The sequence below is a fragment of the Cellulosimicrobium sp. NPDC055967 genome (assembly GCF_042269845.1).
Taxonomy (GTDB): Bacteria; Actinomycetota; Actinomycetes; order Actinomycetales; family Cellulomonadaceae; genus Cellulosimicrobium.
This window is the reverse complement of the sequence record NZ_JBHJYJ010000025.1, coordinates 4,204-27,362: the sequence shown is the minus strand read 5'-3', so window position 1 is coordinate 27,362 and position 23,159 is coordinate 4,204. Positions and strand designations below refer to the sequence as shown.

Below are 23,159 nucleotides of genomic sequence, written 5' to 3'. Positions count from 1 at the left end.
CGCTCACCTCGCGAGGTGAGCGGCCGCCGTCGTGCGTGCGGGTGGTACGCGGGTCAGTGGCCCGGCGTGTGGTACCCGGAGTCGATGGCGCGCTGCAGCGAGCGCTCGATCTCGGCCTCGGCGTCCGCGCGGCCGACCCAGTGGGCGCCCTCGACGGACTTGCCGGGCTCGAGGTCCTTGTAGACCTCGAAGAAGTGCTGGATCTCCAGGCGGTGGAAGTCGGAGACGTCGTCGATGTCCTGGCGCCACGCGGCGCGCTGGTCGCCCGTCGGGACGCAGAGGACCTTGTCGTCGCCGCCGGCCTCGTCGCGCATGCGGAACATGCCGAGCGCGCGGCAGCGGATCAGGCAGCCGGGGAACGTCGGCTCCTCGAGCAGGACGAGCGCGTCCAGCGGGTCGCCGTCCTCGCCGAGCGTCCCCTCGATGAACCCGTAGTCGTCGGGGTACCGCGTCGAGGTGAAGAGCATGCGGTCGAGGCGGATGCGACCGGTCGCGTGGTCCACCTCGTACTTGTTGCGCTGCCCCTTGGGGATCTCGATCGTGACGTCGAACTCCACTGCTTCCTCCAGTCGTACCGGCACCGCGACGCTCGGGCGGTGGCTGGGTCTGTGGACGACGGACCACGCCGTCGTGCGGGAACTAGTGTGACACGTGCGGTCCGCGCGGGAGGGTTTCCACAGGCCTCACGGCCGCCCGGGCTGAGTGATAATGCGCACGTGCCCGCACCCGACGTCCCGGTGGAGGCACCGGTCCCCGCCGGTGCCGAGCAGACGCGCGCGGACGCGACGGACGGACCGATCCGGGGGAGACGCATGGGCTGGGGCGCGCGCACGGGCGTGGCCGTCGGTGTCGTGCTCGTCCTCGCGGGCGGGTACGTCGCGGCGGACGCGTACGACGTCGTTCCGGGCGTGCTCACGACCGCGGAGCCGTACCCGGAGCCGAACCCCTTCCCCGAGGCGCCGGGAGCCGTCGCAGCGCCCCCGCTCGTGGCCGGCCTGCCGACCCTCGACGCCGCGGCCCCCGTCCCCGCCGCGGGCAGCGTGCAGGGCCTCGCCGACGCGCTCGCGGCCGACACGCGGCTCGGCCCGCGCGTCGGCGTCCTGGTCACCGACGCGGCGACGGGCGACGTGCTCGGCGCGAGCGGCGACACGGTCGGCCACGTCCCGGCGTCGACGCTCAAGACCTTCACCGCGGCGGCCGCCCTCACGTCGCCCGGTGCGCACGCGACCCTCCCGACCCGCGCCGTCCTCGAGGGACAGGAGACCGTGTACCTCGTGGGCGGCGGCGACATGATGCTCGCCGCGGGCGCCGGGGACCCGACGGCGGTCAACGGCCGGGCGGGCCTCGGCGACCTCGCCGCGCAGGTCGCGGGCGAGCTCCGGCTCACGGGCCGCACGACGGTCGCGCTCCGCCTCGACGACACGCTCTTCACCGGCGCCGCGGTCGCGCCGACGGTCGACCCGGCGAGCGTGCGCAACGGGTACGTGGCACCGGTCGCGGCGCTCGCCGTCGACATCGCGCGGCTCGAGGACGAGGAGTACGCGCCGCGCGCCGAGGACCCGGCGATGTCCGCCGCGGAGGCGTTCGTCGCCGCGCTCGCCGAGCAGGGGGTCACCGTGGCGGGCGACGTCGTGCGCGCCCCGGCGCCCGACGACGGCCGGACGATCGGCGAGGTGGAGTCCGCGCCGCTGAGCGAGGTCGTCGCGTACCTGCTGCAGCACTCCGACAACACCATCACCGAGGTCGTGGGGCGGATCGTCGCGATCGACGCGGGGCTGCCCGGCTCGGCGGCGGGCGCGACGCAGGCCGTCCGCACGGCCGTCGAGGGGCTCGGGGTCGACCTCACGGGCGCGACGCTCGCCGACCTCTCGGGCCTCGGCGACGGCTCGGTCGTCACGCCCGCGCAGCTCGACGAGGTCGTCGGCCTGCTCGCCGACCCGGAGCACCCGCGGCTGCGGCCCGGCGCCGTCGGGCTGCCGGTCGCGGGACTGTCCGGGACGCTCGGCGAGCGCTACCTCGAGAACGCGGGTCGCGGCGTCGTGCGGGCCAAGACCGGCAGCCTGCCGAACGTCACGTCGCTGGCGGGCACGGTCGTCACGGCGGACGACCGCCTCCTCGTGTTCTCCCTCATGGCCGACGCCGTCCCCGACGGCGGCACGTACGGCGCGCGCCTCATCTTCGACGACTTCGTCGCGTCGCTCGCGGAGTGCGGCTGCGCCGCCTGAACGGTGTCGCTCACGGTTCGTCCGACGCTTCCGTGAGCCAGTCCTCGACCTCGAGACCGGGGACGCGAGTGAACTCGCGGACGTTGTTCGTCACCATGACGAGACCGAGCGACCGGGCGTGCCCGGCGAGGAGGGCGTCGTAGGGCCCGATGGGCGTGCCGCGGGCGGCGAGGAGGGCACGGACGCGTCCGGCGTGCATCGCCGCGAGACCGTCGAAGGGGAGCACGTCCACGAGCGACAGCAGCTCGTCGACCGCCTGACGGTTGCGATGTGGTGCGTCCGACCTCTCGATGCCGTACTCGAGCTCCATCTCGCTCACCGTCGAGACCGCGATGCGCCCTTCTGCCCCCCGTAGCCGCGGGCGCGCCGCCGAGCCGTTCCCGCGGAGCAGAGCCACCAGGACGTTGGTGTCCAGCAGGTAGAGCGTGCTCACAGGGCATCGCGCTCCTCGGCGGTCCCCTGGTCACGGTCGGGGAGGAAGTCGGCGGCGACGCGGAGACCGTGGTCGAACCACTCGTCCCAGCCGGAGCCCGCCGGCGTGATCACCCGGGACCTGCCGACGGCCCGGACCTCGACCTCGCGGACGTCGTCGGGCAGCGCGACTGCCTTGGGCAGGCGGACTGCCTGCGTCCGGTTGCTGCGGAACACCGTCGTGCGGACCATCGGCGGGCCTCCTCGGTCGTATATCCGGGAAGTATATCCCCACCCCTCACGCGACCCCCGGTCCCGGGATACGGTGAGACGGTGACACTCGTCGAGCAGGACGGCCGTTCGGGCAGCGACCCGTCGCGCGGCGACACGTCGATCGTCGACTGGTCGGCCGCCGCGCAGATCGCGGGCCGGCTCGCGCGCCCGGGACCCCAGGCGTCGCGCGACGAGCTCGCCGACCTGGTCGAGGGGCTGCGCAGCGTGGCCCAGGCTGCCGTGCCCCACGTGCTCGACGTGACGCGCATGAGTCCCGCCGCGGGCGGGTCGACGACCGAGTTGGGCACCGTGTACGTCGTGGACCGCGCGCGCTGGGCGCGCGCCAACACCGAGATCATGGCGTCGCTCACCGACGGCGTGGCCGACGCGCTCGTCGGCGACCGCGGGCGCGTCCCGCAGGCGACCGCGCTCGTCGGGGCCGCGCAGGTCGGGTCGGTCCTCGCGGTCCTGTCCAGCCGGGTCCTCGGCCAGTTCGACCCCTACAGCGGGCTGGGCGGCCCCGCGGCCGCGCCCGGCATCGCGCCCGGCCCCGTGCCCGACGGCGGTCCGGCGCCCGCGGCCACCGGCTCGCCCGGGCGGCTCGTGCTGGTGGCGCCGAACGTCCTCCAGGTCGAGCGCGCGCTGGACCTCGAGCCCGCCGACTTCCGCCTCTGGGTGTGCCTGCACGAGCAGACGCACGCGCTCCAGTTCGCCGCCGCGCCGTGGCTCGCGGACCACCTGCGCGCGCGGGCGAGCGCGCTCCTCACCGAGCTCTCCGCGTCCTCGCGCCGGCTCGCCGAGGCGCGGCTGCGCGAGAAGCTCGCCACCGTCGGTCGCGCCGTCCTCCACGCCGTGCGCGGCGAGGACGGCACCTTCGTCGACGGCCTCCTCACGCCCGAGGAGCAGGACCGCCTCGCCGACGTCACGGCCGTCATGGCCTTGTTGGAGGGGCACGCCGACGTGGCGATGGACGCCGTCGGGCCGCGCACCGTGCGGACCGTGCGCAGCATCCGCCGCAAGTTCGAGGCGCGGCGCGACGGCGAGGGGCGCTCCGGGCTCGACGTCGTGCTGCGTCGGGTGCTCGGCATGGACGCCAAGATCGCGCAGTACCGCGACGGCGCGGCGTTCGTGCGCGCGGTCGAGAAGGAGGTCGGGCGCGACGGGTTCAACGCCGTGTGGGCGTCGCCCGAGAACCTGCCGACCGCCCGCGAGATCGCCGACGCGCGCGCCTGGGTGCGCCGCGTCCACGGCTGAGCCGGTGGGCGGGCCGGCGCCCGTCGTCGCCGCCGCGCGCCGGGCCGTGCGCGACGCGCTCGGGGACCTGGACCGCGGCGACCTCGTGCTCGTCGCGTGCTCGGGAGGCGCCGACTCGACGGCGCTCGCGGCCGCCGCGGCGTTCGTCGCGCCCCGGCTCGGGCTGCGCGCGGGCGCCGTCGTCGTGGACCACGGGCTCCAGGCCGGCAGCGCGGGCGTCGCGGCGGACGCCGCGGAGCGCTGCCGGGGCCTCGGGCTCGACCCGGTCGAGGTGCGCCGCGTCGTCGTCCCGGCGTCGGGCGACGGCCCGGAGGGCGCCGCGCGCGCGGCCCGCTACGACGCGCTCGACGCGGCGGCCGCCCGGCACGGTGCGGCCGCGGTCCTCCTGGGCCACACGCTCGACGACCAGGCGGAGACGGTGCTGCTCGGTCTCGCCCGCGGGGCCGGTGCCCGCTCGCTCGCCGGGATGGCGCCCCGACGCGGCGTCCACCGGCGCCCGTTCCTCGCGCTGCGGCGCGCGGACACCGAGGCCGTGTGCCGCACGCTCGGGCTCGCGTGGTGGGACGACCCCACGAACGGCCTGCAGGCGCCGGGCGACGACGCGGCGCGGCCGGGCGCGACGGCGCTGCCCCTGCGCTCGCAGGTGCGGACGCTCGTCGTGCCCGCGCTCGTCGAGGTGCTCGGCCCCGGGGCTGTGCCGGCCCTCGCGCGCACCGCGGACCTGCTGCGCGACGACGCCGACCTGCTCGACGCGCTCGCCGCGGACCTCCTCGTGACCGCCCTCGTGGCGACCCCGGACGACGGCGAGGGCGGCCCGGTCGGCGAGCCTGCGGCGTCGGGCGCCGAGGACGTGGTGCTGGACGCCGGGGCGCTCGCCACCGCGCACCCGGCCCTGCGGCGTCGGGCGCTGCGGACGGCGGCGCTGCGCGCGGGCTGCCCCGCGGGCGACCTCTTCGCCGTGCACGTCGACGCGCTCGACGCGCTCGTCACGGCGTGGCGCGGCCAGGGCCCGGTGCACCTGCCGGGCGACCTGAGGGCCGCGCGCGCGTGTGGCAGGCTTTCCCTGGGCCCGGAGACGACGCCCCGGCGCAGCATCCCCCCGCCGACCCCCACACCTCAGGAGTGACCCCCGTGGAAGCATCGGACGTCGCAGGCGACCTCGAGAACATCCTGCTCACCGAGGAGCAGCTCGGAGCGCGGCTCGACGAGATCGCGGCGCAGATCGACCGCGACTACGCGGGCAAGGACCTCCTGCTCGTCGGCGTCCTCAAGGGCGCCGTCATGGTCATGGCGGACCTCGCGCGGCGCCTGCACAGCCACGTCGAGATGGACTGGATGGCCGTCTCGTCGTACGGGTCGGGCACCAAGTCGTCGGGCGTCGTGCGCATCCTCAAGGACCTCGACGCGGACCTCACGGGCCGCAACGTGCTCATCGTCGAGGACATCATCGACTCGGGCCTCACGCTCTCCTGGCTCCTGTCGAACCTGCGCTCGCGCGGGCCGGCGTCGGTCGAGATCGCGGCGATGCTGCGCAAGCCCGACGCCGCGAAGACCGACGTCGACGTCCGGTACGTCGGGTTCGACATCCCGAACGAGTTCGTCGTCGGCTACGGCCTCGACTACGCGGAGAAGTACCGCAACCTGCCGTTCGTCGGGACGCTCGCGCCGCACGTGTACTCGAGCTGAACGGGAGGCGGGCGCGCCCCCGGCCACGGGGGCGCGACGACCGCCCGCGTCCGGGCGGCGTGCCGCCCGCGCCCAGGCGACGTGGGCCACGCCCTGGGCGAACAGAGGCGTGATCCCCAGCAGGCGTCAAGGTCCAGAGTGTAGTTTCGAGCCCGAACACTTGCGCGAGCGGAGGGATCCGGGGCGCACGCCCCGTCGCCGATGAACATCAAGAAGATTCTCAGTGGGCCGATCGTCTGGATCGTCCTGGGCCTCGTGATCCTGTGGATCGCCTTCGCGACGCTGTCGCGCCCGACGGTCCAGCGCATCGACACGTCCCAGGGCCTCGAGCTGCTCTCGGGAGACACGGTCGAGCAGGCCCTCATCGTGGACGGCGACCAGCGCGTGCGCCTCACGCTGTCCGACGACTACGTGGTCGACGAGGGCACGGACACCGAGGAGAACAAGGGCAAGAACGTCGAGTTCTACTACGTCCAGCCGCAGGGCGAGGCCGTGGTCGACGCGGTCGTCCAGGCGGAGCCGAAGGACGGGTACAACTCCGAGGTCGCGCAGCCGTCGTTCTGGTCCTCGCTGCTCGGCCTGCTCATCCCGTTCCTCATCATCGGCGTGCTGTTCTGGTTCCTGCTCTCGCGCATGCAGGGCGGCGGCTCGCGCGTCATGGGCTTCGGCAAGTCGCGCGCCAAGCTCGTCTCCAAGGACACCCCGCAGGTGACGTTCGCGGACGTCGCGGGCGCCGACGAGGCCGTCGAGGAGCTCCACGAGATCAAGGAGTTCCTCGCGGAGCCCGACAAGTTCCAGGCGGTCGGGGCCAAGATCCCCAAGGGCGTGCTGCTCTACGGCCCGCCCGGGACCGGCAAGACGCTGCTCGCGCGCGCCGTCGCCGGCGAGGCCGGCGTGCCGTTCTACTCGATCTCCGGCTCGGACTTCGTCGAGATGTTCGTGGGCGTCGGCGCGAGCCGCGTCCGCGACCTGTTCACCCAGGCCAAGGAGAACTCGCCCGCGATCATCTTCGTCGACGAAATCGACGCCGTCGGCCGCCACCGCGGCGCCGGCATGGGCGGCGGTCACGACGAGCGCGAGCAGACGCTCAACCAGCTCCTCGTCGAGATGGACGGCTTCGACGTCAAGACGAACGTCATCCTCATCGCGGCGACCAACCGCCCCGACATCCTCGACCCGGCGCTCCTGCGCCCGGGCCGCTTCGACCGCCAGGTCGCCGTCGAGGCGCCCGACCTCAAGGGTCGCGAGGCGATCCTGCGCGTCCACGCGCAGGGCAAGCCGATCGTCCCCGAGATCGACCTCGCCGCCGTCGCGCGCCGCACGCCGGGCTTCACCGGCGCCGACCTCGCGAACGTGCTCAACGAGGCCGCGCTCCTCACGGCCCGCAGCGGCGCGCAGCTCATCGACGACCGTGCGCTCGACGAGGCGATCGACCGCGTCGTGGCCGGCCCGCAGAAGCGCACGCGCGTCATGAACGTCAAGGAGCAGAAGATCACGGCGTACCACGAGGGCGGCCACGCCCTCGTCGCCGCGGCGATGCGCTACACGGACCCCGTCACCAAGGTGACGATCCTGCCGCGCGGACGCGCGCTCGGGTACACGATGGTCATGCCGACCGAGGACAAGTACTCCACGACGCGCAACGAGCTGCTCGACCAGCTCGCGTACGCCATGGGCGGGCGCGTCGCCGAGGAGCTCGTCTTCCACGACCCGACGACGGGCGCCTCGAACGACATCGAGAAGGCCACGGCGATCGCCAAGAAGATGGTCACCGAGTACGGCATGAGCGAGCGCGTGGGCGCCATCAAGCTGGGCACCGGGTCCGGTGAACCGTTCATGGGCCGCGACATGGGCCACACGCGCGACTACTCCGAGTCCGTCGCGGGCACGGTCGACCACGAGGTGCGCAAGCTCGTCGAGGCCGCGCACGACGAGGCGTGGGAGGTGCTCACGCAGTACCGCGACGTGCTCGACGCGCTCGTCCTCGAGCTCCTGGAGAAGGAGACGCTGAACCAGGCGGAGCTCGCCCGCGTCTTCGAGCCCGTCGTCAAGCGCGACGCGCGCGACGTGTGGCTCTCGAGCGAGCAGCGCGCCGTCTCGCAGCGCGGGCCCGTGCTCACGGACGCCGAGAAGGCGGCGCAGAACGGCGCCCCGGTGATCCCGCAGGACGAGGCCGCGGCCGCGAACGACGAGCTGCCGCCCGAGCGCATCGGCGAGGTCCCCGCGGACAGCCCGCTCGACCGGGCGCTCGGCCGCGACGGCACGGCCGACGTCACCGACGTGCGCGAGCCGGGGCAGGACTGATGGGCACCCCTACGGACGCTCCCGCGGGCGCGATCAGCCGAGCCCGCTCGGCCGAGGACCTGCGCGCCCCGGCGGACGTGCCCCCGTACGACCAGGAGCGCGCCGAGGCCGCCGTCCGCGAGCTGCTGCTCGCGGTGGGGGAGGACCCGGACCGCGAGGGCCTGCGGGACACCCCTGCGCGCGTGGCGCGCGCGTACCGCGAGATCTTCGCGGGCCTGCGCCAGGAGGCCGCGGACGTCCTCACGACGACGTTCGACCTCGGTCACGAGGAGATGGTGCTCGTCAAGGACATCGAGGTGTACTCGACGTGCGAGCACCACCTCGTGCCGTTCCACGGCGTCGCGCACATCGGCTACATCCCCAACGTCGACGGCCGCATCACCGGCCTGTCGAAGCTCGCACGCCTCGTCGAGGTCTACGCCCGCCGCCCGCAGGTCCAGGAGCGCCTCACGTCGCAGATCGCCGACGCGCTCGTGGAGCACCTGCAGCCGCGCGGCGCGATCGTCGTCGTCGAGTGCGAGCACCTGTGCATGTCGATGCGCGGCGTGCGCAAGCCGGGGTCGCGCACGGTGACGTCGGCGGTGCGGGGCCAGATGCGTGACGGCGCGACGCGGGCCGAGGCGATGAGCCTCATCCTGGGGCGCTAGTCCCGTGGACCGCTTCGTGGTCGCCGGGCTCGAGGAGCTGGCCGACGTGGGCCGGACGCTCGTCATGGGCGTCGTCAACGTCACGCCGGACTCGTTCTCCGACGGCGGCGAGTGGTACGAGCCCGACGCCGCGATCGCGCACGGGCGTGAGCTGCTGGGCGAGGGCGCCGACATCCTCGACGTGGGCGGCGAGTCGACCCGGCCGGGTGCCGGCCGGGTCCCCGTCGAGGCGGAGCTCGCGCGCGTGCTGCCGGTGATCTCCGCGCTCGCGGCGGAGGGCGCGGTCGTCAGCGTCGACACGACGCGGGCCGTGGTCGCCGAGCGCGCGGTCGCGGCGGGGGCGCGGATCGTCAACGACGTCTCGGGCGGGCTCGCGGACCCGGCGATGGCCGACGTCGTCGCGCGCACCGGGGTCGCGTACGTGTGCATGCACTGGCGCGGCCACTCCGACGTGATGGACGACCTCGAGGACTACGACGACGTCGTGACGGACGTGCGCGACGAGCTCGCGGCCCGCGTCGGGACGCTGCGCGCGGCCGGGGTGCGGCGCGACCAGGTCGTCCTCGACCCGGGCCTCGGGTTCTCGAAGGCCGGGTCGTCCAACTGGCCCCTGCTCGCCCGCCTCGGCGAGCTCGAGGAGCTCGGCCTGCCGGTGCTCGTCGGAGCGTCCCGCAAGCGGTTCCTGGGCCATCTCCTCGCGCGGTCCGACGGGCAGCCCGTGCCGCCCCTGCTGCGCGACGACGCGACCGCCGCGATCACGACGCTCGCCGCCGCCGCGGGAGCGTGGTGCGTGCGGGTCCACACCGTCCGGGCGTCGGCCGACGCCGTGCGGGTCGCCGCCGCCTGGTCGCGCGCGGGCGCGGGGTCGCCGGACGGGACCGGCGCGGGCGGGACCGACCGACCGAGGACCGGAAGCGACTCGACGGCGCGGCCCACGACCTAGCAGGATGGGCGACGGGCCCCGCGGCGCGGCCGGCCCGGCGCAGCACGACACACGTAACGAGACACGGTGACGAGAGGTCCGTCCGCCCGACCGGCGGGCGGCGGCGGAGCACCGGACGGGAGCACGACGTGACCACAGCGTTCGCAGGAGCGGTCCTCGACGCGGACGGACGGCCGTTCGACCGGATCCGGCTCACGGGCCTGAGCGCCACGGGGCACCACGGTGTCTTCGAGCACGAGAAGGCCGAGGGCCAGCTCTTCCGCGCCGACGTCGTGCTCCACCTGGACACGCGCGCGGCGGCGAGCGGGGACGACCTCGCCCAGACCGTCAGCTACGCGGGCGTCGCCGAGGACGTCGTGGCCGTCCTCGCGGGCTCGCCCGCCGACCTCGTCGAGACGGTGGCGGAGCGCATCGCCGCGACGATCCTCACCCACGACGAGGTCGTCGCGGTCGACGTCGCCGTGCACAAGCCCCAGGCGCCGATCACGGTCCCGTTCGAGGACGTCGAGGTCGTCATCCGCCGCGACCGCGTCGTCGTGCCGGTCGTCGGGCCGCTCGCCCGGCGGTCCGAGCAGCACGGCCTGCGGGACGCGCCGCCCGTCGGGCCGATCCCCGTGGGCTCGGTCGCCCCGGCGCTCATCCACGGCGTCGGGGACACCCCGGTCGCCGAGGAGCGCGTGGAGCTGGCCCCGGCGCCCGACGTCATGCCGCCGAGCATCCCGCCGGGCACGACGCCGGTCCCGGTCGACGTCCCGTCGCCCGCGGACGAGGACCTGCACGACCCGGCCTACGAGACCGCGCTCGAGAACGTGCCCGAGGCAGTGCACGAACCGGTGGACGACAGCCCGCTCCTCGACGACGCGTCCGACGCGACCCGGGAGGCGCCCGTGGTGGTCGACGAGCCGGCGCCCGCCGTGTCCGCCCCGGAGGAGCCCGCCTACGCTGCCCGGCCGGCCGACGAGCAGAGCCCGGCACCGTACGACGCGCTGCTCGAGGCCACCCCGGCCCCCGTCGCGCCGGCCCCGGAGCCGGTGCCGGCCGCGCCCGTCGCACCGGTGCCGGCCCCTGCCGTCCCGGCCGGGGTGGAGCCCGTCGCGCCGGAGCACCCGGGCGCCGACGCGGTCGTCGCGCCCCTGCCGGAGCGGAGCCAGGAGGCGGCGCCTGCTCCCGCGCCGTTCGACGAGCCCGCGCAGCACGCCGGGCAGCGCGAGCCCGCCGAGCCGACGTCCGCGCCGCACGCCGAGGCCCCCGCGCCGCTCGCGGCGGTGTCGCCCGACGCCCCGGCCGCGGCGCCCGAGGAGCCGGCCGGGCCGGGTGCCGCGGACGAGGCGCCGCCCGCCGAGCACGACCGCATGGACGACGTCCCCGCCGGGTTCGTCGAGGTGGTGCTCGCCCTCGGGGCGAACCTCGGCGACGCGCAGCAGACGCTGCGCGACGCGATCACCGACCTCGACCGGATCTCCGGGCTCGAGATCACGGAGGTGTCGCCGCTCGCGCGGACGGCGGCGGTGGGCGGTCCCGACCAGCCCGACTTCCTCAACATCGTGCTGCTCGCGCGCACGCGCCTCTCGGCCCGCGACCTGCTGCACGCGTGCCAGGCCGTCGAGCACGCGCACGGCCGGGTGCGCGACGAGCGCTGGGGGCCGCGCACCCTCGACGTGGACCTCGTCGTGTACGGCACGCTCACGGCCGTCGCGGACGACCTGGAGCTGCCGCACCCGCGCGCCCACGAGCGGGCGTTCGTGCTCGAGCCCTGGTCGCAGATCGACCCGGACGCCGTGCTGCCCGGTCTCGGTGGCGGACCGGTCGCCGCGCTCGCCGCGACCGCGCCCGACCGGGGCGGGATCCGGTGGCTCGCGCTCGACTGGCTGACCGACGCGCCCGAGCCCACCGGGGCGGTCCCGGTCGCGACCGGGGGCTCCGACGCCGCCCCTGCCCCGTCGACCCCTGCGCCGGCAGAGCCCGCGGTGGTCGACGACCCGTACCGGCAGCCGTCGGCGGACGCCGCGACCGGACCGCAGGACGCGCCGTCGACGTCGGGGCCGACGCCCGTCGGTGCGCAGCCGGCGCCGACGGACGCCCACGCGCCGGTCGGGCCGCAGCACCCGCCCGTCCCGGCGCAGGCCCCGCACCCGGCGCAGGCCCCGCACCAGGCGCTGCCCGAGCGCCCTGCGGTGCCGCAGCAGCCTCTGCCCCAGCGACCGCCGGCCCAGCAGCAGCCGCCCGCCCAGCCGGTGCCGCCGCAGGAGCCCCCCGCCCCGGGCGCGGCGCTCCCCGTCGCCCCGCCGCAGGCCGCGCTCCCGCCGCAGGCCGCGGTCCCCGCAGAGGCCCCCGTGGTCCGGCCCGTCTTCGCCCCGGTCTCCGAGGGCGTGGTGCCCACGGCCGAGGGGTCGTCCACGACGGTCGTCCCGGACGGCTCGTTCGGGGCGCACGAGGACGGGCTGCCGGGCGTCGCGCCGTTCCCCGGGCCGTCGCACCGCCCGGCGGTCCTGCCCGACCGGGAGCCCCCGGTGCAGGACGCCGCCCAGCCCGCTGAGCACGGCGCCCCGGCGTTCCCCACCTTCGCCCCGGTCCACCCGGCGGCGCCGCCCGTCGGCGCACCGCACGCGCCGGCCCCCGCCGACCCGGCGGCCACCGTCGACGACGGCATGATCCGGTCGGTGCCGTTCGCTCCGGTCCAGCCTCCCGGCCAGGCGCCGAACCAGGCGTCGGCCCCCGGGCCGCTCGCCGACGCGTCGCTGCCCCCGGCGAGCGACCCGTGGCCGCCGTTCGGGCCGGTCTCGGGCCCCGCGCACGACGCCCAGCGCTGATGCGGCGCACCTCGGTCCGCACCCTGCTGCTCGTGGCGGTCGCCACGGCGGTCGTGGGCTGGTTCGTCGTGCGGCTCCTCCAGGGTCGCGGCACGCACCTGCCGGCGGTGCCGTGGATCGTGGACGTCGCGGTCGTCGCGCTCGCCGGGGCGGTGTTCTGGGCCGGGTGGACCGTCCGCGCCTACCAGCGGGGCAAGCGGCCCTCGCTCGACGCGATCCGCGCGGCCCGCACGTTCGTGCTCGCCAAGGCCGCCGCGCTCACGGGTGCGCTGCTCGCGGGCTGGTACGGCGCGCAGGTGCTCGTCGCCCTGCCCGACCTCTCGATCGAGGCGCAGCGCGACCGCGCGGTGGCGGCGGGCGTCGCCGTCGCGTGCGCGGTGCTGCTGGCCGTGGTCGGGCTCGTGGCGGAGCGGTTCTGCCAGCTCCCGCCCGACGACCGCGGCGAGGGCCGCGAGGGCTCGACGACGCGCGAGGACCCGGAGACGCCGGGCGCGAGCACGCCCGCCTGACGCCGCGGGGCGCGGGCGTGACGCGCGACACGCGACCCGGGCGCACCGGGACGGGATGGGAGAATCGACGCATGACCGACCCTGCACGGGGCCTGGACGCCCGCGGCACCGGCCCCTTCGACCCGCCCGGCATCGAGTGGACGCGCGTGTCGCCCCGGCTGATCACCGCGCGCCTGCTGTCGGTGGGCATCACGCTCGCGGTGCCGGCCGTCGCGGCGATCGTGCTGGCGATCCTCTTCCCGCACTGGTGGCAGTGGCTCGTGCTCGGGGTGCTCGTGGTCCTCGGGCTGTGGGCGCTCGTGCTCGTCCCGCGCCAGGTGCGCGCGATCGGGTACGCCGAGCGCGACGACGACCTGCTGATCCGCCACGGCATCATGTTCCGCCAGCTCGTGGTCGTGCCGTACGGCCGCATGCAGTACGTCGACGTGCAGGCCGGGCCGCTCGCGCGCAAGCTCGGCATCGCGCAGGTGCAGCTCCACACGGCGTCGGCGTCCACCGACGCGACGATCGACGGTCTCGAGCCCGCCGAGGCGGAGCGCCTGCGCGACCGCCTCGCGTCGCGCGGCGAGGCGAGGCTGGCGGGCCTGTGAGCGAAGCACCGGCCACCGACGACCTCGTGTGGCACCGGGTGCACCCGGTCACCCCGCTCGTGCGCGGCTGGACGGTCATCGCGGTGCTGCTCGTCGTCGTCGGGCAGCAGACGCTCAACGGGCTGCCCGAGGGGGAGAACCTCCTCGAGGGGAACCGCTGGTGGATGATCCTGCTCGGCATCCTCGCGGTCGGGCTGGTGGGCCTGGGGTACTCGGCGCTGGCGTGGCGCATGACGAGCTACGCGGTCGACGACGAGTCCGTCCACCTGCGCACGGGCGTGCTGTTCCGGCAGCAGCGCAAGGCGCGGCTGGACCGTCTGCAGGCGGTTGACGTCGTGCAGCCGCTCCTCGCGCGCTTCTTCGGCCTCGCGGAGCTCAAGCTCGAGGTCGCCGGGGGCGCGGACTCCGGCGTGAAGCTCGGCTTCCTCAAGGAGGTGGAGGCCAACCGGCTCCGCAACGACCTGCTCGCGCGCGCCGCGGGGCTGCGGGTCGCGCGGGAGCGCCCGGCCGGTGCCCCCGCGACGGACGCGACCGGGACACAGCAGGCGGCCGGTGGCCCGGCCGGCGCGACGGCCGACGCCGGGGTGGCCGCACCCGGTCCGGCGGCCGACGGGCTCCTGGTCGCGCCCGAGGCGCCCGAGCAGCCGGTCACCGCGGTCGGGCCGGGGCGGCTCGTCGCCTCGCTCGTGCGGTCGGGCGCGACGGTCGGCCTCGTCCTCGGTGTCCTGGGGATCGCCGGGGTCGTCATCGGCACGCGCGAGATCGGGGTGCTGTTCAGCGCGCTGCCCGCGGTCCTCGGGTTCGGCGGCTTCCTCTTCTCCCGTTTCTCGGGCGAGTTCGGCTTCCGCTCGGCGATCTCGCCGGACGGCATCCGCCTGCGGCACGGCCTCCTGGAGACCCGGTCGCAGACCATCCCGCCCGGCCGCGTCCAGGCCGTGCGGCTGCGGCAGGGCCCGTTCTGGCGCGGGCCGGACTGGTGGCGGGTCGACGTGAACGTGGCGGGCTACGGCGTGAGCTCCGACGGCTCGGACACGACGAGCGTGCTCCTGCCCGTCGGGACGCGCGACGAGGCGCTCGCCGCGCTGTGGCTCGTCCTGCCCGACCTCGGCACGTCCGACCCGCGCGCGCTCCTCGACGAGGGCCTGTCCGGCCTCGACGCCGGCGAGCACTTCACCGTGACCCCGCGCCGTGCGCGCCTGCTCGACCTCGTGTCGTGGCGGCGCAACGGCTTCACCGTGACCGACCGCGCGCTCGTGCTGCGCGGCGGGCGCGTGTTCCGCAGCCTCGTCGTCGTGCCGCACGAGCGCACGCAGTCGCTCGGGCTCGAGCAGGGCCCCCTGCAGCGCCGGTTCGACGTCGCGACGTTCGCGGTGCACTCCACGCCCGGCCCGGTCTCGCCCAAGGTCTGGCACCTCGACGCGGGCGACGCCGCGCGGCTCCTCGACACCCAGGCCCAGCGCGCCCGCGAGGCCCGCGCGCACGCCGGACCGGAGCTGTGGATGCGTCGCGACGACGTCCCCCTGGTCCCCGCCTCCGCGCCCGACCCCGGCGCGGCACCCGGCACGGCCGCCGTCGACCGGCGGGCCGGCGACGGGGAGCAGCCGTGAGCGCCACGGGCTCGCGGCCCGGGCGCCTCGGCGTGGGCGTCGTCGGCGCGGGCCGCGTCGGCGCCGTGCTCGGCAGCGCGCTGCGCGCCACCGGCCACGCGGTCGTCGGCGCGAGCGGCGTGTCCGACGCGTCGCGCGAGCGCATCGAGACCCTCCTGCCCGGCGTGCCGGTGCTGGAGGTCCCGCAGGTCGTGGAGCGCGCGGAGCTCGTGCTCCTCGCCGTGCCCGACGACGCCCTGGGCGACCTCGTCCGCGGTCTCGCCGACGTGGGGGCCTGGCAACCGGGACAGATCGTCGTGCACACGTCCGGTCGCTACGGGACCGCCGTGCTCGACCCGGCCCGCGCCGCGGGCGCGATCCCGCTCGCGCTGCACCCCGCCATGACGTTCACGGGCACGTCGCTGGACCTCGCGCGGCTCGAGGGCACGACGTTCGCCGTCACCGCGCCGGGGCCCGTGCTGCCGATCGGGCAGGCCCTCGTCGTCGAGCTCGGCGGGGAGCCCGTCGTCGTGGCGGAGGAGTCTCGCGGCCTCTACCACGCGGCCCTCGCGCACGGCGCGAACCACCTCGTCGTGCTCGTCGCGCAGGCGGCGCAGGCGCTCGAGGCCGCCGGCGTCGACCAGCCGGGCCGCGCGCTCGCGCCGCTGCTCGCCGCCGCGCTCGACGGCGCGACCCGCGGCGCCGACGCGGGCGCCGAGTCGGGGACCGGCGCGGGCGCGGGCGCGCTCCTCGGCCTCACCGGTCCCGTGGTGCGCGGCGACGTCGGCACCGTCCGCGAGCACCTGGCCGCCCTCGACGCGCTCGCGGCGACGAGCGACGCGGCCGACGTGCCGCCGTCGTACCGAGCACTGAGCCGCGCCGCGACCCACCGGGCGCTCGCGGGCGGCCGCCTCGACGAGGGGGCCGCCCGCGCGCTCCTCGACGCGCTCCGCGCGGACCCCGACGAGCCCGCCGCACCCTCCGACCCGGCGGGCGCCCCGCACGACGACGAAGGAACGGCATGACCAGCACCCCCCACCCGGACGCCGCGGCCGCCCCGGCCGACGTCTTGACCGCGACCCCGCGCGTCGTCGCGACCCGCGCCGACCTCCGCGCGACGCTCGACGCCTGGTCCGCCGGGCACCCGGGCGCGCGCCGCGCCGTCGTCATGACGATGGGCGCGCTGCACGCCGGGCACCTCGAGCTCGTGCGCCGGGCGCGGGCCGAGGTCGGGCCGCACGGCCAGGTCGTGGTCACCGACTTCGTCAACCCGCTCCAGTTCGGCCCGGGCGAGGACTTCGAGCGCTACCCGCGCGACGTCGCGGCGGACGTCGCGCTCCTCACGGCCGCCGGTGCCGACGTCGCCGTGGACGTGGTGTTCGCCCCCGCCGTCGAGGAGCTGTACCCGGACCTCGGGCCGTCGACGGGCGGGACGGGCCCGATCGTCCGCGTGACGTCGGGCCGGATCGGGACCGTGCTGGAGGGCGCGTCCCGGCCCGGGCACTTCGACGGCGTGCTCACGGTCGTGCTCAAGCTGCTCCACCTCGTGCGGCCCGACGTCGCGGTGTTCGGTGCCAAGGACGCGCAGCAGCTCCTCGCGGTGCGGCGCCTGGTCGCCGACCTGGACCTCGACGTGGAGATCCTCGCGGTGCCCACCGTGCGCGAGGCGGACGGCCTCGCGCGCTCCTCGCGCAACGCCTACCTGTCGCCCGCCGAGCGGGACGAGGCGCTCGCGCTGAGCCGCGCGCTGCAGGCCGGTCGGGACGCCGCCGCCGCGGGCGCCGACGCCGGGAGCGTCCTCGCCGCCGCGCGGGGAATCCTGGACGCCGCCGACGGCGTTGACCTGGATTACGTGGTGCTCGTCGATCCCGCTACCGTGGAGGACCTGGCGCCCGGCGCCGTCGGCCCCGGGCTCCTCCTGGTCGCGGCACGCGTGGGCACCACCCGTCTCATCGACAACGCGGCCGTCGAGATCGCGCCGCCCGCGACCCGGGCCGCCGACCCCGCCGGCCGTGCCCCCGCACCTGGAGGTACCGCGTGACCGCGCCGACCCCGCCGAGCCCGCACCGTCGTCCGGCGTCCCTGCAGCGCCCCATGATGATCGGCAAGATCCACCGCGCGACGGTGACGCAGGCCGACCTGCACTACGTCGGCTCGATCACCGTGGACGCCGACCTGCTCGACGCCGCAGACCTCTACCCCGGCCAGCAGGTCGACGTCGTGGACGTCACCAACGGCGCACGGCTGACGACGTACGTCATCCCGGGTGAGCGCGGCGCCGGGCAGGTGTGCATCAACGGCGCCGCCGCGCACCTCGTGAAGCCGGGCGACGTCGTCATCCTCATCGCCTACGGCATGCTCGACGACGCCGACGCGCGCACCTACCTGCCGAACGTCGTCTTCGTGGACGAGCAGAACCGGATCGTCGAGCTCTCGGACGAGCCGGGCCTCGTGCCCGCCGGTCACGGCCTCGAGGCGAGCGGCCTGCCGTTCGCCCCGTTCCGCGGCGGGGGCGGCGCGGGCGCAGCCGGCGGCGACGCGCCCGTGGTGCGCCCCGCGTGAGCGGACGCGAGGGGTCCCCGGCGCCCGTGCGCGTCCGGGCGCTCGCCCGGACCCTCGCCGCCCCGGCACCGGGCTGGACGACGACGACGGACGTCGTCGTCGTGGGCTCCGGCATCGCGGGCCTCACCGCGGCGCTCGAGCTGCGCACGCGCGTGCCGCGCGTCCTGCTCGTGACGAAGGGCGAGCTGTCGTCGGGCTCGACGGTGTGGGCGCAGGGTGGCATCGCCGCGGCGCTCGACCCCGAGGACTCGCCCGAGGCGCACCTCGCGGACACGCTCGTCGCGGGCGGCGGCGTGTGCGACCCGGCCGCCGTGGAGGTGCTCGTCACCGAGGGCCCGGCGCGCGTGCGCGAGCTCGTCGCGCGCGGCGCGAACTTCGACCTGGCCGAGAACGGCGACATCGCGCTGACGCGCGAGGGCGGCCACCACGCGGACCGCATCGCGCACGCGGGCGGCGACGCGACCGGGGCCGAGATCTCGCGCGCGCTCGTCGCGCAGCTCGAGGCGGTCCGCGCCGACCCGGGCATCGAGGTCATCGAGAACGCGCTCGTGCTAGACGTCCTCACGGGACCGTCAGCTGCTGGCGGGCCGGACGACCGTGACCCGCGCGCGTGCGGGGTCACGCTCCACGTGCGCGGCGAGGGCACGCGCGACGGCGTCGGGGCGGTGCTGGCGCGCGCGGTCGTGCTCGCGACCGGGGGAGTGGGGCAGGTGTTCCGCTCCTCGACCAACCCGCCGCAGGCGACGGGCGACGGCATCGCCGCGGCGCTGCGCGCGGGTGCGACGCTCGGCGACCTCGAGTTCGTCCAGTTCCACCCGACCGTCCTCTGGCTCGGGCTCGGCGCGAAGGGCCAGCTCCCGCTCATCTCCGAGGCCGTGCGCGGCGAGGGCGCGATCCTGCTCGACACCGACGGCCACCGGTTCATGCCCGCGCAGCACCCCATGGCGGAGCTCGCGCCGCGCGACGTCGTCGCGCACGCGATCGTGCGGCAGATGGCCGCGACGGGGTCGGACCACGTGCTGCTCGACGCGCGCCACCTCGGCGCCGACTTCCTGCGCTCGCGCTTCCCCACGATCACGGAGCGGCTCGCGGAGAACGGTCTCGACTGGACCGAGGAGCCGGTCCCCGTGGCACCCGCTCAGCACTACCACTCGGGTGGGGTCGTGACGGACCTGCACGGGCGGTCGACCGTCGACGGGCTGTACGCGATCGGCGAGGTCGCGTGCACCGGCGTGCACGGCGCCAACCGGCTCGCGTCCAACTCGCTGCTCGAGGGGCTCGTCTTCGCGCACCGCGCGGCGCGCCAGATCACCGAGCGCGTCGCGGCGGGCGAGCTCGAGCAGGTCGAGCCCGTCGGGCGCCCCGGACCGTCGGCGCTCGTCGCGGCCGCGGCGCGCTCGCGCATCCAGGCGATCGCCTCGGCCGGTCCCGGCGTGATCCGCGACGGCGACGGCCTCGCCGCCGCCGCGGCCCGGCTCGCCGCGGTCCGCACGGACGCGCACGAGGCGAGCGACGTCGTCGCGCGGCCGCAGGCCGCGGAGTGGGAGACGACGAACGTGCACCAGGTCGCGACCGCCCTCACCGCGGCGGCGGCGCTGCGCACCGAGAGCCGCGGCGGCCACTTCCGCACCGACTTCCCGGACACGGACCCGGCATGGGAGCGCCGCATCCTCGTCTCCCTCGACGCCGACGGGACGCTGCGCGTCCGCTGACCGGTCCGCCGCCGAGCACGAGGTTGCTGTCGTCATCCGCCGGACAACGACAGCAACCTCGTTCTCGACGGCGCGCAGGGTCGTGCTCGGCGCTCGCGCGGGCGACTACGGTGGGGCCCGTGAGCAGCCCTGCCGAGCCCGTGCCCGCCCTTCCGTCCGACGACGGAGCGCCGCCCGTCCCGACACGCGTCGAGCCGGGGCTCGACCCCGCCTGGATCGCCGAGACCGTCGCGCGGGCGCTCGACGAGGACCTGGGCGTCGCGCCCGGGCGCGACGTCACGACGCAGGCGACCGTGCCGCCGTCGGCCACCGGGACCGCGCACCTCGTGGCGCGCGAGGACGGGGTCGTGGCGGGGCTCGTCGTCGTGGAGGAGGTGACGCGGCAGGTCGCGGAGCGGTTCGGTCTCCCGCGCGTCGAGGTGACGTTCGTCGCGTCCGACGGCGAGGCCGTGGGCCACGGCCGCGTGCTCGCCGCGCTCACGGGACCGGTCCAGGTCCTCCTCACCGCCGAGCGCACGCTGCTCAACCTCGCGAGCCGCGCCTCGGGCGTCGCGACGGCGACGCGCGCGTGGGTGCGCGAGCTCGCCGGCACGGGCGCGCAGGTGCTGGACACGCGCAAGACGACGCCCGGCCTGCGCGCGCTCGAGAAGTACGCCGTGCGCGCCGGGGGCGGGACGAACAAGCGCATGGGGCTCTACGACGTCGCGATGGTCAAGGACAACCACGTGGTGGCCGCCGGGTCGGTGAGCGCCGCGATCGACGCGATCCGCCGCACGTTCCCGGACGTGCTCGTCCAGGTCGAGGCCGACACGACGGCCCAGGCGCTCGAGGCCGTCTCTGCGGGCGCGGACTTCCTGCTGCTCGACAACATGCCGACCCCGGTCCTCGCCGAGACGGTCGCTGCCGTCCGGGCGCGCGAGGGGAGCGACGGCGTCCCGGCGAAGGTCGCGCTCGAGGCGACGGGCAACCTCACGCTCGACCGCGCGCGCGAGGTCGCGGGCACGGGCGTCGACTACCTCTCGGTCGGCGCGCTCACCCACTCGGCCCCGATCCTCGACCTCGCCCTCGACCTCCTGCCCGCCCTCCCGCCGAGGTAGAGCCCGGTTCCGCGAGGTAGAGCACTGGTAGCGCGAGGTAGAGCCCTGGTCATGACCACTCCTCTACCTCGCGGTACCACGCCTCTACCTCGACGGCGCGCGAGCGTCGGTAGAATCCTCGGGTGACCTCCCCCGCCGGAACCCCCTCTCCTGACGTGCGCGAGCCCGAGGAGCACGTCGACGACGTGCCGGAGCAGATACAGGTCCGCCGCGAGAAGCGCGAGCGGATCCTCGCGCGCGGCGACGAGCCGTACCCCGTCTCCGTCCCGCGCACGACCACGATCGCCGACGTCCGGGCCGCGTACGCGCACCTGGAGACCGGCGAGGAGACGCAGGACGAGGTCGGCGTGGCCGGCCGCGTCGTGTTCCTGCGCAACACCGGCAAGCTCTGCTTCGCCACGCTCCAGGACGGCGAGGGCAACCGCCTGCAGGTCATGCTCAGCCAGGCCGTCGTGGGCGAGGAGTCGCTCGCGTCGTTCAAGGCGGACGTCGACCTGGGCGACCACCTCTTCGCGCACGGCCGCGTCATCAGCTCGCGCCGTGGCGAGCTGAGCGTCTTCGCGGACGCGTGGCAGATCGCCGCGAAGGCGTTGCGACCGCTTCCCGTGCTCCACAAGGAGCTCTCGGAGGAGGCGCGCGTGCGCCAGCGCTACGTGGACCTCATCGCGCGCCCGGCCGCCCGGGACACGGTGCGCCTGCGCGCCGCCGTCGTGCGCTCGATCCGCGAGAACTTCTGGGAGCGAGGTTTCGTCGAGGTCGAGACGCCGATGCTCCAGACGCGTCCGGAAGGCGCGGCCGCGCGCCAGTTCGAGACGCACATGAATGCGTTCGACATCGACCTGTTCCTGCGTATCGCGCCCGAGCTGTTCCTCAAGCGCGCGGCCGTCGGCGGCGTCGAGAAGGTGTTCGAGATCAACCGCAACTTCCGCAACGAGGGAGTGGACTCCACGCACTCGCCGGAATTCGCGATGCTCGAGGCGTACGAGGCCTACGGCGACTACGACACGATGGCGGTGCTTACCCAGAACCTCGTGCAGCGGGCCGCGCAGGACGCGCTCGGGAAGACCCTGGTCACGCTCGCCGACGGCACGGAATACGACCTCGGCGGCGAATGGACGCAGCTGAAGATGTACGACTCGCTCTCGGACGCGCTGGGCGAGGCGATCACGCCCGAGACGCCGGTCGAGTCGCTGCTGACGTACGCCGACAAGTTCGAGCTCACCTTCGACCCGAAGAACGTCAACCACGGCAAGCTCGTCGAGGGACTGTGGGAGCACCTGGTGGGCGACCACCTCGTCGCGCCGACGTTCGTGCGCGACTTCCCCGTCGAGACCTCCCCGCTCACGCGCGACCACCGCGCGGTGCGCGGCCAGGTCGAGAAGTGGGACCTCTACGTGCGCGGCGTGGAGCTCGCGACGGCGTACTCCGAGCTGGTGGACCCGGTGGTCCAGCGTCAGCGCTTCGAGGCGCAGGCGCTGCTCGCGGCCGCCGGCGACGAGGAGGCCATGCGCATCGACGAGGACTTCCTCACCGCGATGGAGTACGCGATGCCCCCGTCGGGCGGCATGGGCCTGGGCATCGACCGGCTGCTCATGGCGCTCACCGGCCTCGGCATCCGCGAGACCATCCTCTTCCCGCTCGTGAAGCCCGCGCAGTAGCGCGGCCGAGACCAAGGATCGACAGCATGGACATCTGGCCCACCGTCGCGGCGCTGATCCCCTCGATCGGCGTCGGCGTGCTCTTCTACGTCGCGATGCGCGCGATCGTGCGCGCCGACCGCAACGAGCGCGCCGCGCTCGCGCGCCTCGACGCGGAACAGGAGTCGGCCGCCGACGGGAATGCCACGGCCTCGCGCGACTCCTGATTCCCGCCCGGCGCCGCGCGCAAAGAGCGAGAAAATGCTGTACCCGCGTCCAGGAATGGTGGGCGCCGTGCCGGGGCGACGCGCGCCGGACAACGGCGTGGCCAATTGACGGTCCCGACTTTTCGATGGCATCCTGACGAGGACAATCATTCCTGTGAAGCGTGAGGTAACCACAGTGGCCCAGAAAGTCCAGGTAATTCTCGTCGACGATCTCGACGGGGGCGCGGCCGACGAGACCGTCACGTTCGCACTCGACGGCGTCTCCTACGAGATCGACCTCAGCACCAAGAATGCGCAGGAGCTGCGCGACGCCTTCGCGTCGTGGGTCGGTAACGCGCGCAAGGTCTCGTCCCGCACGAGCACGGCCCGCCCCGCGCGCCGCAGCAGCCGCTCCGCCGGATCGGCCCGCGCGACGGAGGTCCGCGAGTGGGCACGCGCCAACGGCTACACGGTCAACGACCGCGGCCGCATCTCCCAGGAGATCCAGACGGCGTACGACGCGGCGCACTGACGCCACGCCGCACCGAGCCCGGGGCGGCCCGCCCGCGCCCCCCCGCCGCCGGGCGCCCCGCGCCCGACGGCGTCCCGCGCCCGGGCCGGGGTGCGCGCACCGCGGGTCCTCTGCACGCCCGCGGCGCTCGAGTACGCGACCGCGAGGTCGAGGAACACGCCGCGCGACCAGCCCG

Annotated in this window: 22 protein-coding genes; 19 read left to right on the top strand and 3 right to left on the bottom strand. The window is 75.7% G+C overall.

Going from position 1 to position 23,159, the window contains the following annotated elements:
- Positions 1 to 53: 53 nt before the first annotated feature.
- A complete protein-coding gene (locus tag ACFC2L_RS19740) occupies positions 54 to 557 on the bottom strand; it encodes an inorganic diphosphatase (protein ID WP_034655165.1) in 504 nt (167 codons plus the stop codon).
- A gap of 159 nt (positions 558 to 716) precedes the next feature.
- Here ACFC2L_RS19740 and dacB point away from each other — a divergent pair, with 159 nt between their 5' ends.
- Complete coding sequence (gene dacB, locus ACFC2L_RS19735) at positions 717 to 2,225, top strand: D-alanyl-D-alanine carboxypeptidase/D-alanyl-D-alanine-endopeptidase (RefSeq protein ID WP_375826041.1); 1,509 nt, start codon at positions 717 to 719, stop codon at positions 2,223 to 2,225.
- Positions 2,226 to 2,235: 10 nt separating this feature from the next.
- Here dacB and ACFC2L_RS19730 read toward each other — a convergent pair whose 3' ends face one another.
- The gene (locus tag ACFC2L_RS19730; protein ID WP_375826040.1) at positions 2,236 to 2,658 is read right to left on the bottom strand and encodes a type II toxin-antitoxin system VapC family toxin; all 423 of its coding nucleotides are present in this window, start codon (positions 2,656 to 2,658) and stop codon (positions 2,236 to 2,238) included.
- Positions 2,655 to 2,888, bottom strand: a complete 234-nt coding sequence (vapB, locus tag ACFC2L_RS19725; protein ID WP_375826039.1) for a type II toxin-antitoxin system VapB family antitoxin — start codon at positions 2,886 to 2,888, stop codon at positions 2,655 to 2,657. The genes ACFC2L_RS19730 and vapB overlap by 4 nt, the downstream gene beginning before the upstream one ends.
- Positions 2,889 to 2,969: 81 nt before the next feature.
- Here vapB and ACFC2L_RS19720 point away from each other — a divergent pair, with 81 nt between their 5' ends.
- From ACFC2L_RS19720 to ACFC2L_RS19635, 18 genes are all read left to right on the top strand, one after another.
- Entirely contained in the window at positions 2,970 to 4,163 is a 1,194-nt protein-coding gene (locus ACFC2L_RS19720; RefSeq protein ID WP_375826038.1) for a zinc-dependent metalloprotease, read from the top strand.
- Between the two features lie 4 nt (positions 4,164 to 4,167).
- Positions 4,168 to 5,289, top strand: a complete 1,122-nt coding sequence (gene tilS / locus ACFC2L_RS19715; RefSeq protein WP_375826037.1) for a tRNA lysidine(34) synthetase TilS — start codon at positions 4,168 to 4,170, stop codon at positions 5,287 to 5,289.
- Between the two features lie 5 nt (positions 5,290 to 5,294).
- Entirely contained in the window at positions 5,295 to 5,849 is a 555-nt protein-coding gene (gene hpt / locus ACFC2L_RS19710; protein ID WP_047233909.1) for a hypoxanthine phosphoribosyltransferase, read from the top strand.
- A gap of 201 nt (positions 5,850 to 6,050) precedes the next feature.
- Positions 6,051 to 8,153: an ATP-dependent zinc metalloprotease FtsH gene (gene ftsH, locus ACFC2L_RS19705; protein WP_375826036.1), complete on the top strand. Its 2,103-nt coding sequence runs from the start codon at positions 6,051 to 6,053 to the stop codon at positions 8,151 to 8,153.
- A complete protein-coding gene (gene folE / locus ACFC2L_RS19700) occupies positions 8,153 to 8,800 on the top strand; it encodes a GTP cyclohydrolase I FolE (RefSeq protein WP_375826035.1) in 648 nt (215 codons plus the stop codon). Before ftsH ends, folE begins: the two co-directional genes overlap by 1 nt.
- Before the next feature lie 64 nt (positions 8,801 to 8,864).
- Positions 8,865 to 9,743 carry a dihydropteroate synthase gene (gene folP / locus ACFC2L_RS19695; RefSeq protein ID WP_375826045.1) on the top strand — a complete coding sequence of 293 codons (879 nt, stop codon included), beginning with the start codon at positions 8,865 to 8,867 and terminating at the stop codon, positions 9,741 to 9,743.
- Between the two features lie 128 nt (positions 9,744 to 9,871).
- Positions 9,872 to 12,553, top strand: a complete 2,682-nt coding sequence (gene folK, locus ACFC2L_RS19690) for a 2-amino-4-hydroxy-6-hydroxymethyldihydropteridine diphosphokinase (protein ID WP_375826034.1) — start codon at positions 9,872 to 9,874, stop codon at positions 12,551 to 12,553.
- Positions 12,553 to 13,062 (top strand): DUF3180 domain-containing protein, encoded by a 510-nt coding sequence (locus tag ACFC2L_RS19685; RefSeq protein WP_375826033.1) that lies wholly within the window; start codon positions 12,553 to 12,555, stop codon positions 13,060 to 13,062. Before folK ends, ACFC2L_RS19685 begins: the two co-directional genes overlap by 1 nt.
- A gap of 71 nt (positions 13,063 to 13,133) precedes the next feature.
- The gene (locus tag ACFC2L_RS19680; protein ID WP_375826032.1) at positions 13,134 to 13,652 is read left to right on the top strand and encodes a PH domain-containing protein; all 519 of its coding nucleotides are present in this window, start codon (positions 13,134 to 13,136) and stop codon (positions 13,650 to 13,652) included.
- On the top strand, positions 13,649 to 15,259 hold the full coding sequence (locus ACFC2L_RS19675; RefSeq protein ID WP_375826031.1) for a PH domain-containing protein: 1,611 nt from the start codon (positions 13,649 to 13,651) through the stop codon (positions 15,257 to 15,259). Before ACFC2L_RS19680 ends, ACFC2L_RS19675 begins: the two co-directional genes overlap by 4 nt.
- A complete protein-coding gene (locus ACFC2L_RS19670; RefSeq protein WP_375826030.1) occupies positions 15,256 to 16,263 on the top strand; it encodes a Rossmann-like and DUF2520 domain-containing protein in 1,008 nt (335 codons plus the stop codon). The genes ACFC2L_RS19675 and ACFC2L_RS19670 overlap by 4 nt, the downstream gene beginning before the upstream one ends.
- The gene (panC, locus tag ACFC2L_RS19665; protein ID WP_375826029.1) at positions 16,260 to 17,279 is read left to right on the top strand and encodes a pantoate--beta-alanine ligase; all 1,020 of its coding nucleotides are present in this window, start codon (positions 16,260 to 16,262) and stop codon (positions 17,277 to 17,279) included. The genes ACFC2L_RS19670 and panC overlap by 4 nt, the downstream gene beginning before the upstream one ends.
- 53 nt (positions 17,280 to 17,332) lie before the next feature.
- A complete protein-coding gene (gene panD / locus ACFC2L_RS19660) occupies positions 17,333 to 17,800 on the top strand; it encodes an aspartate 1-decarboxylase (RefSeq protein WP_375826044.1) in 468 nt (155 codons plus the stop codon).
- Entirely contained in the window at positions 17,797 to 19,512 is a 1,716-nt protein-coding gene (locus ACFC2L_RS19655) for an L-aspartate oxidase (RefSeq protein WP_375826028.1), read from the top strand. Before panD ends, ACFC2L_RS19655 begins: the two co-directional genes overlap by 4 nt.
- Positions 19,513 to 19,652: 140 nt before the next feature.
- Positions 19,653 to 20,609, top strand: coding sequence for a carboxylating nicotinate-nucleotide diphosphorylase (gene nadC, locus ACFC2L_RS19650; RefSeq protein ID WP_375826043.1), 957 nt, complete (start codon positions 19,653 to 19,655; stop codon positions 20,607 to 20,609).
- Between the two features lie 122 nt (positions 20,610 to 20,731).
- Positions 20,732 to 22,267 (top strand): lysine--tRNA ligase, encoded by a 1,536-nt coding sequence (gene lysS, locus ACFC2L_RS19645; RefSeq protein ID WP_375826027.1) that lies wholly within the window; start codon positions 20,732 to 20,734, stop codon positions 22,265 to 22,267.
- A gap of 26 nt (positions 22,268 to 22,293) precedes the next feature.
- Positions 22,294 to 22,473: a hypothetical protein gene (locus tag ACFC2L_RS19640; RefSeq protein ID WP_375826026.1), complete on the top strand. Its 180-nt coding sequence runs from the start codon at positions 22,294 to 22,296 to the stop codon at positions 22,471 to 22,473.
- Positions 22,474 to 22,648: 175 nt separating this feature from the next.
- Positions 22,649 to 22,984 carry an Lsr2 family protein gene (locus ACFC2L_RS19635; protein ID WP_253052582.1) on the top strand — a complete coding sequence of 112 codons (336 nt, stop codon included), beginning with the start codon at positions 22,649 to 22,651 and terminating at the stop codon, positions 22,982 to 22,984.
- The last annotated feature ends 175 nt before the right edge of the window (positions 22,985 to 23,159 follow it).

Coding starts and splice junctions, on each gene's coding strand:
- ACFC2L_RS19685 (WP_375826033.1), top strand. CDS start 12,553: ATGCGGCGCACCTCGGTCCGCACCCTGCTGCTCGTGGCGGTCGCCACG.
- ACFC2L_RS19680 (WP_375826032.1), top strand. CDS start 13,134: ATGACCGACCCTGCACGGGGCCTGGACGCCCGCGGCACCGGCCCCTTC.
- ACFC2L_RS19640 (WP_375826026.1), top strand. CDS start 22,294: ATGGACATCTGGCCCACCGTCGCGGCGCTGATCCCCTCGATCGGCGTC.
- panD (WP_375826044.1), top strand. CDS start 17,333: ATGATGATCGGCAAGATCCACCGCGCGACGGTGACGCAGGCCGACCTG.
- vapB (WP_375826039.1), bottom strand. CDS start 2,888: ATGGTCCGCACGACGGTGTTCCGCAGCAACCGGACGCAGGCAGTCCGC.
- panC (WP_375826029.1), top strand. CDS start 16,260: ATGACCAGCACCCCCCACCCGGACGCCGCGGCCGCCCCGGCCGACGTC.
- folP (WP_375826045.1), top strand. CDS start 8,865: ATGGGCGTCGTCAACGTCACGCCGGACTCGTTCTCCGACGGCGGCGAG.
- ftsH (WP_375826036.1), top strand. CDS start 6,051: ATGAACATCAAGAAGATTCTCAGTGGGCCGATCGTCTGGATCGTCCTG.
- folE (WP_375826035.1), top strand. CDS start 8,153: ATGGGCACCCCTACGGACGCTCCCGCGGGCGCGATCAGCCGAGCCCGC.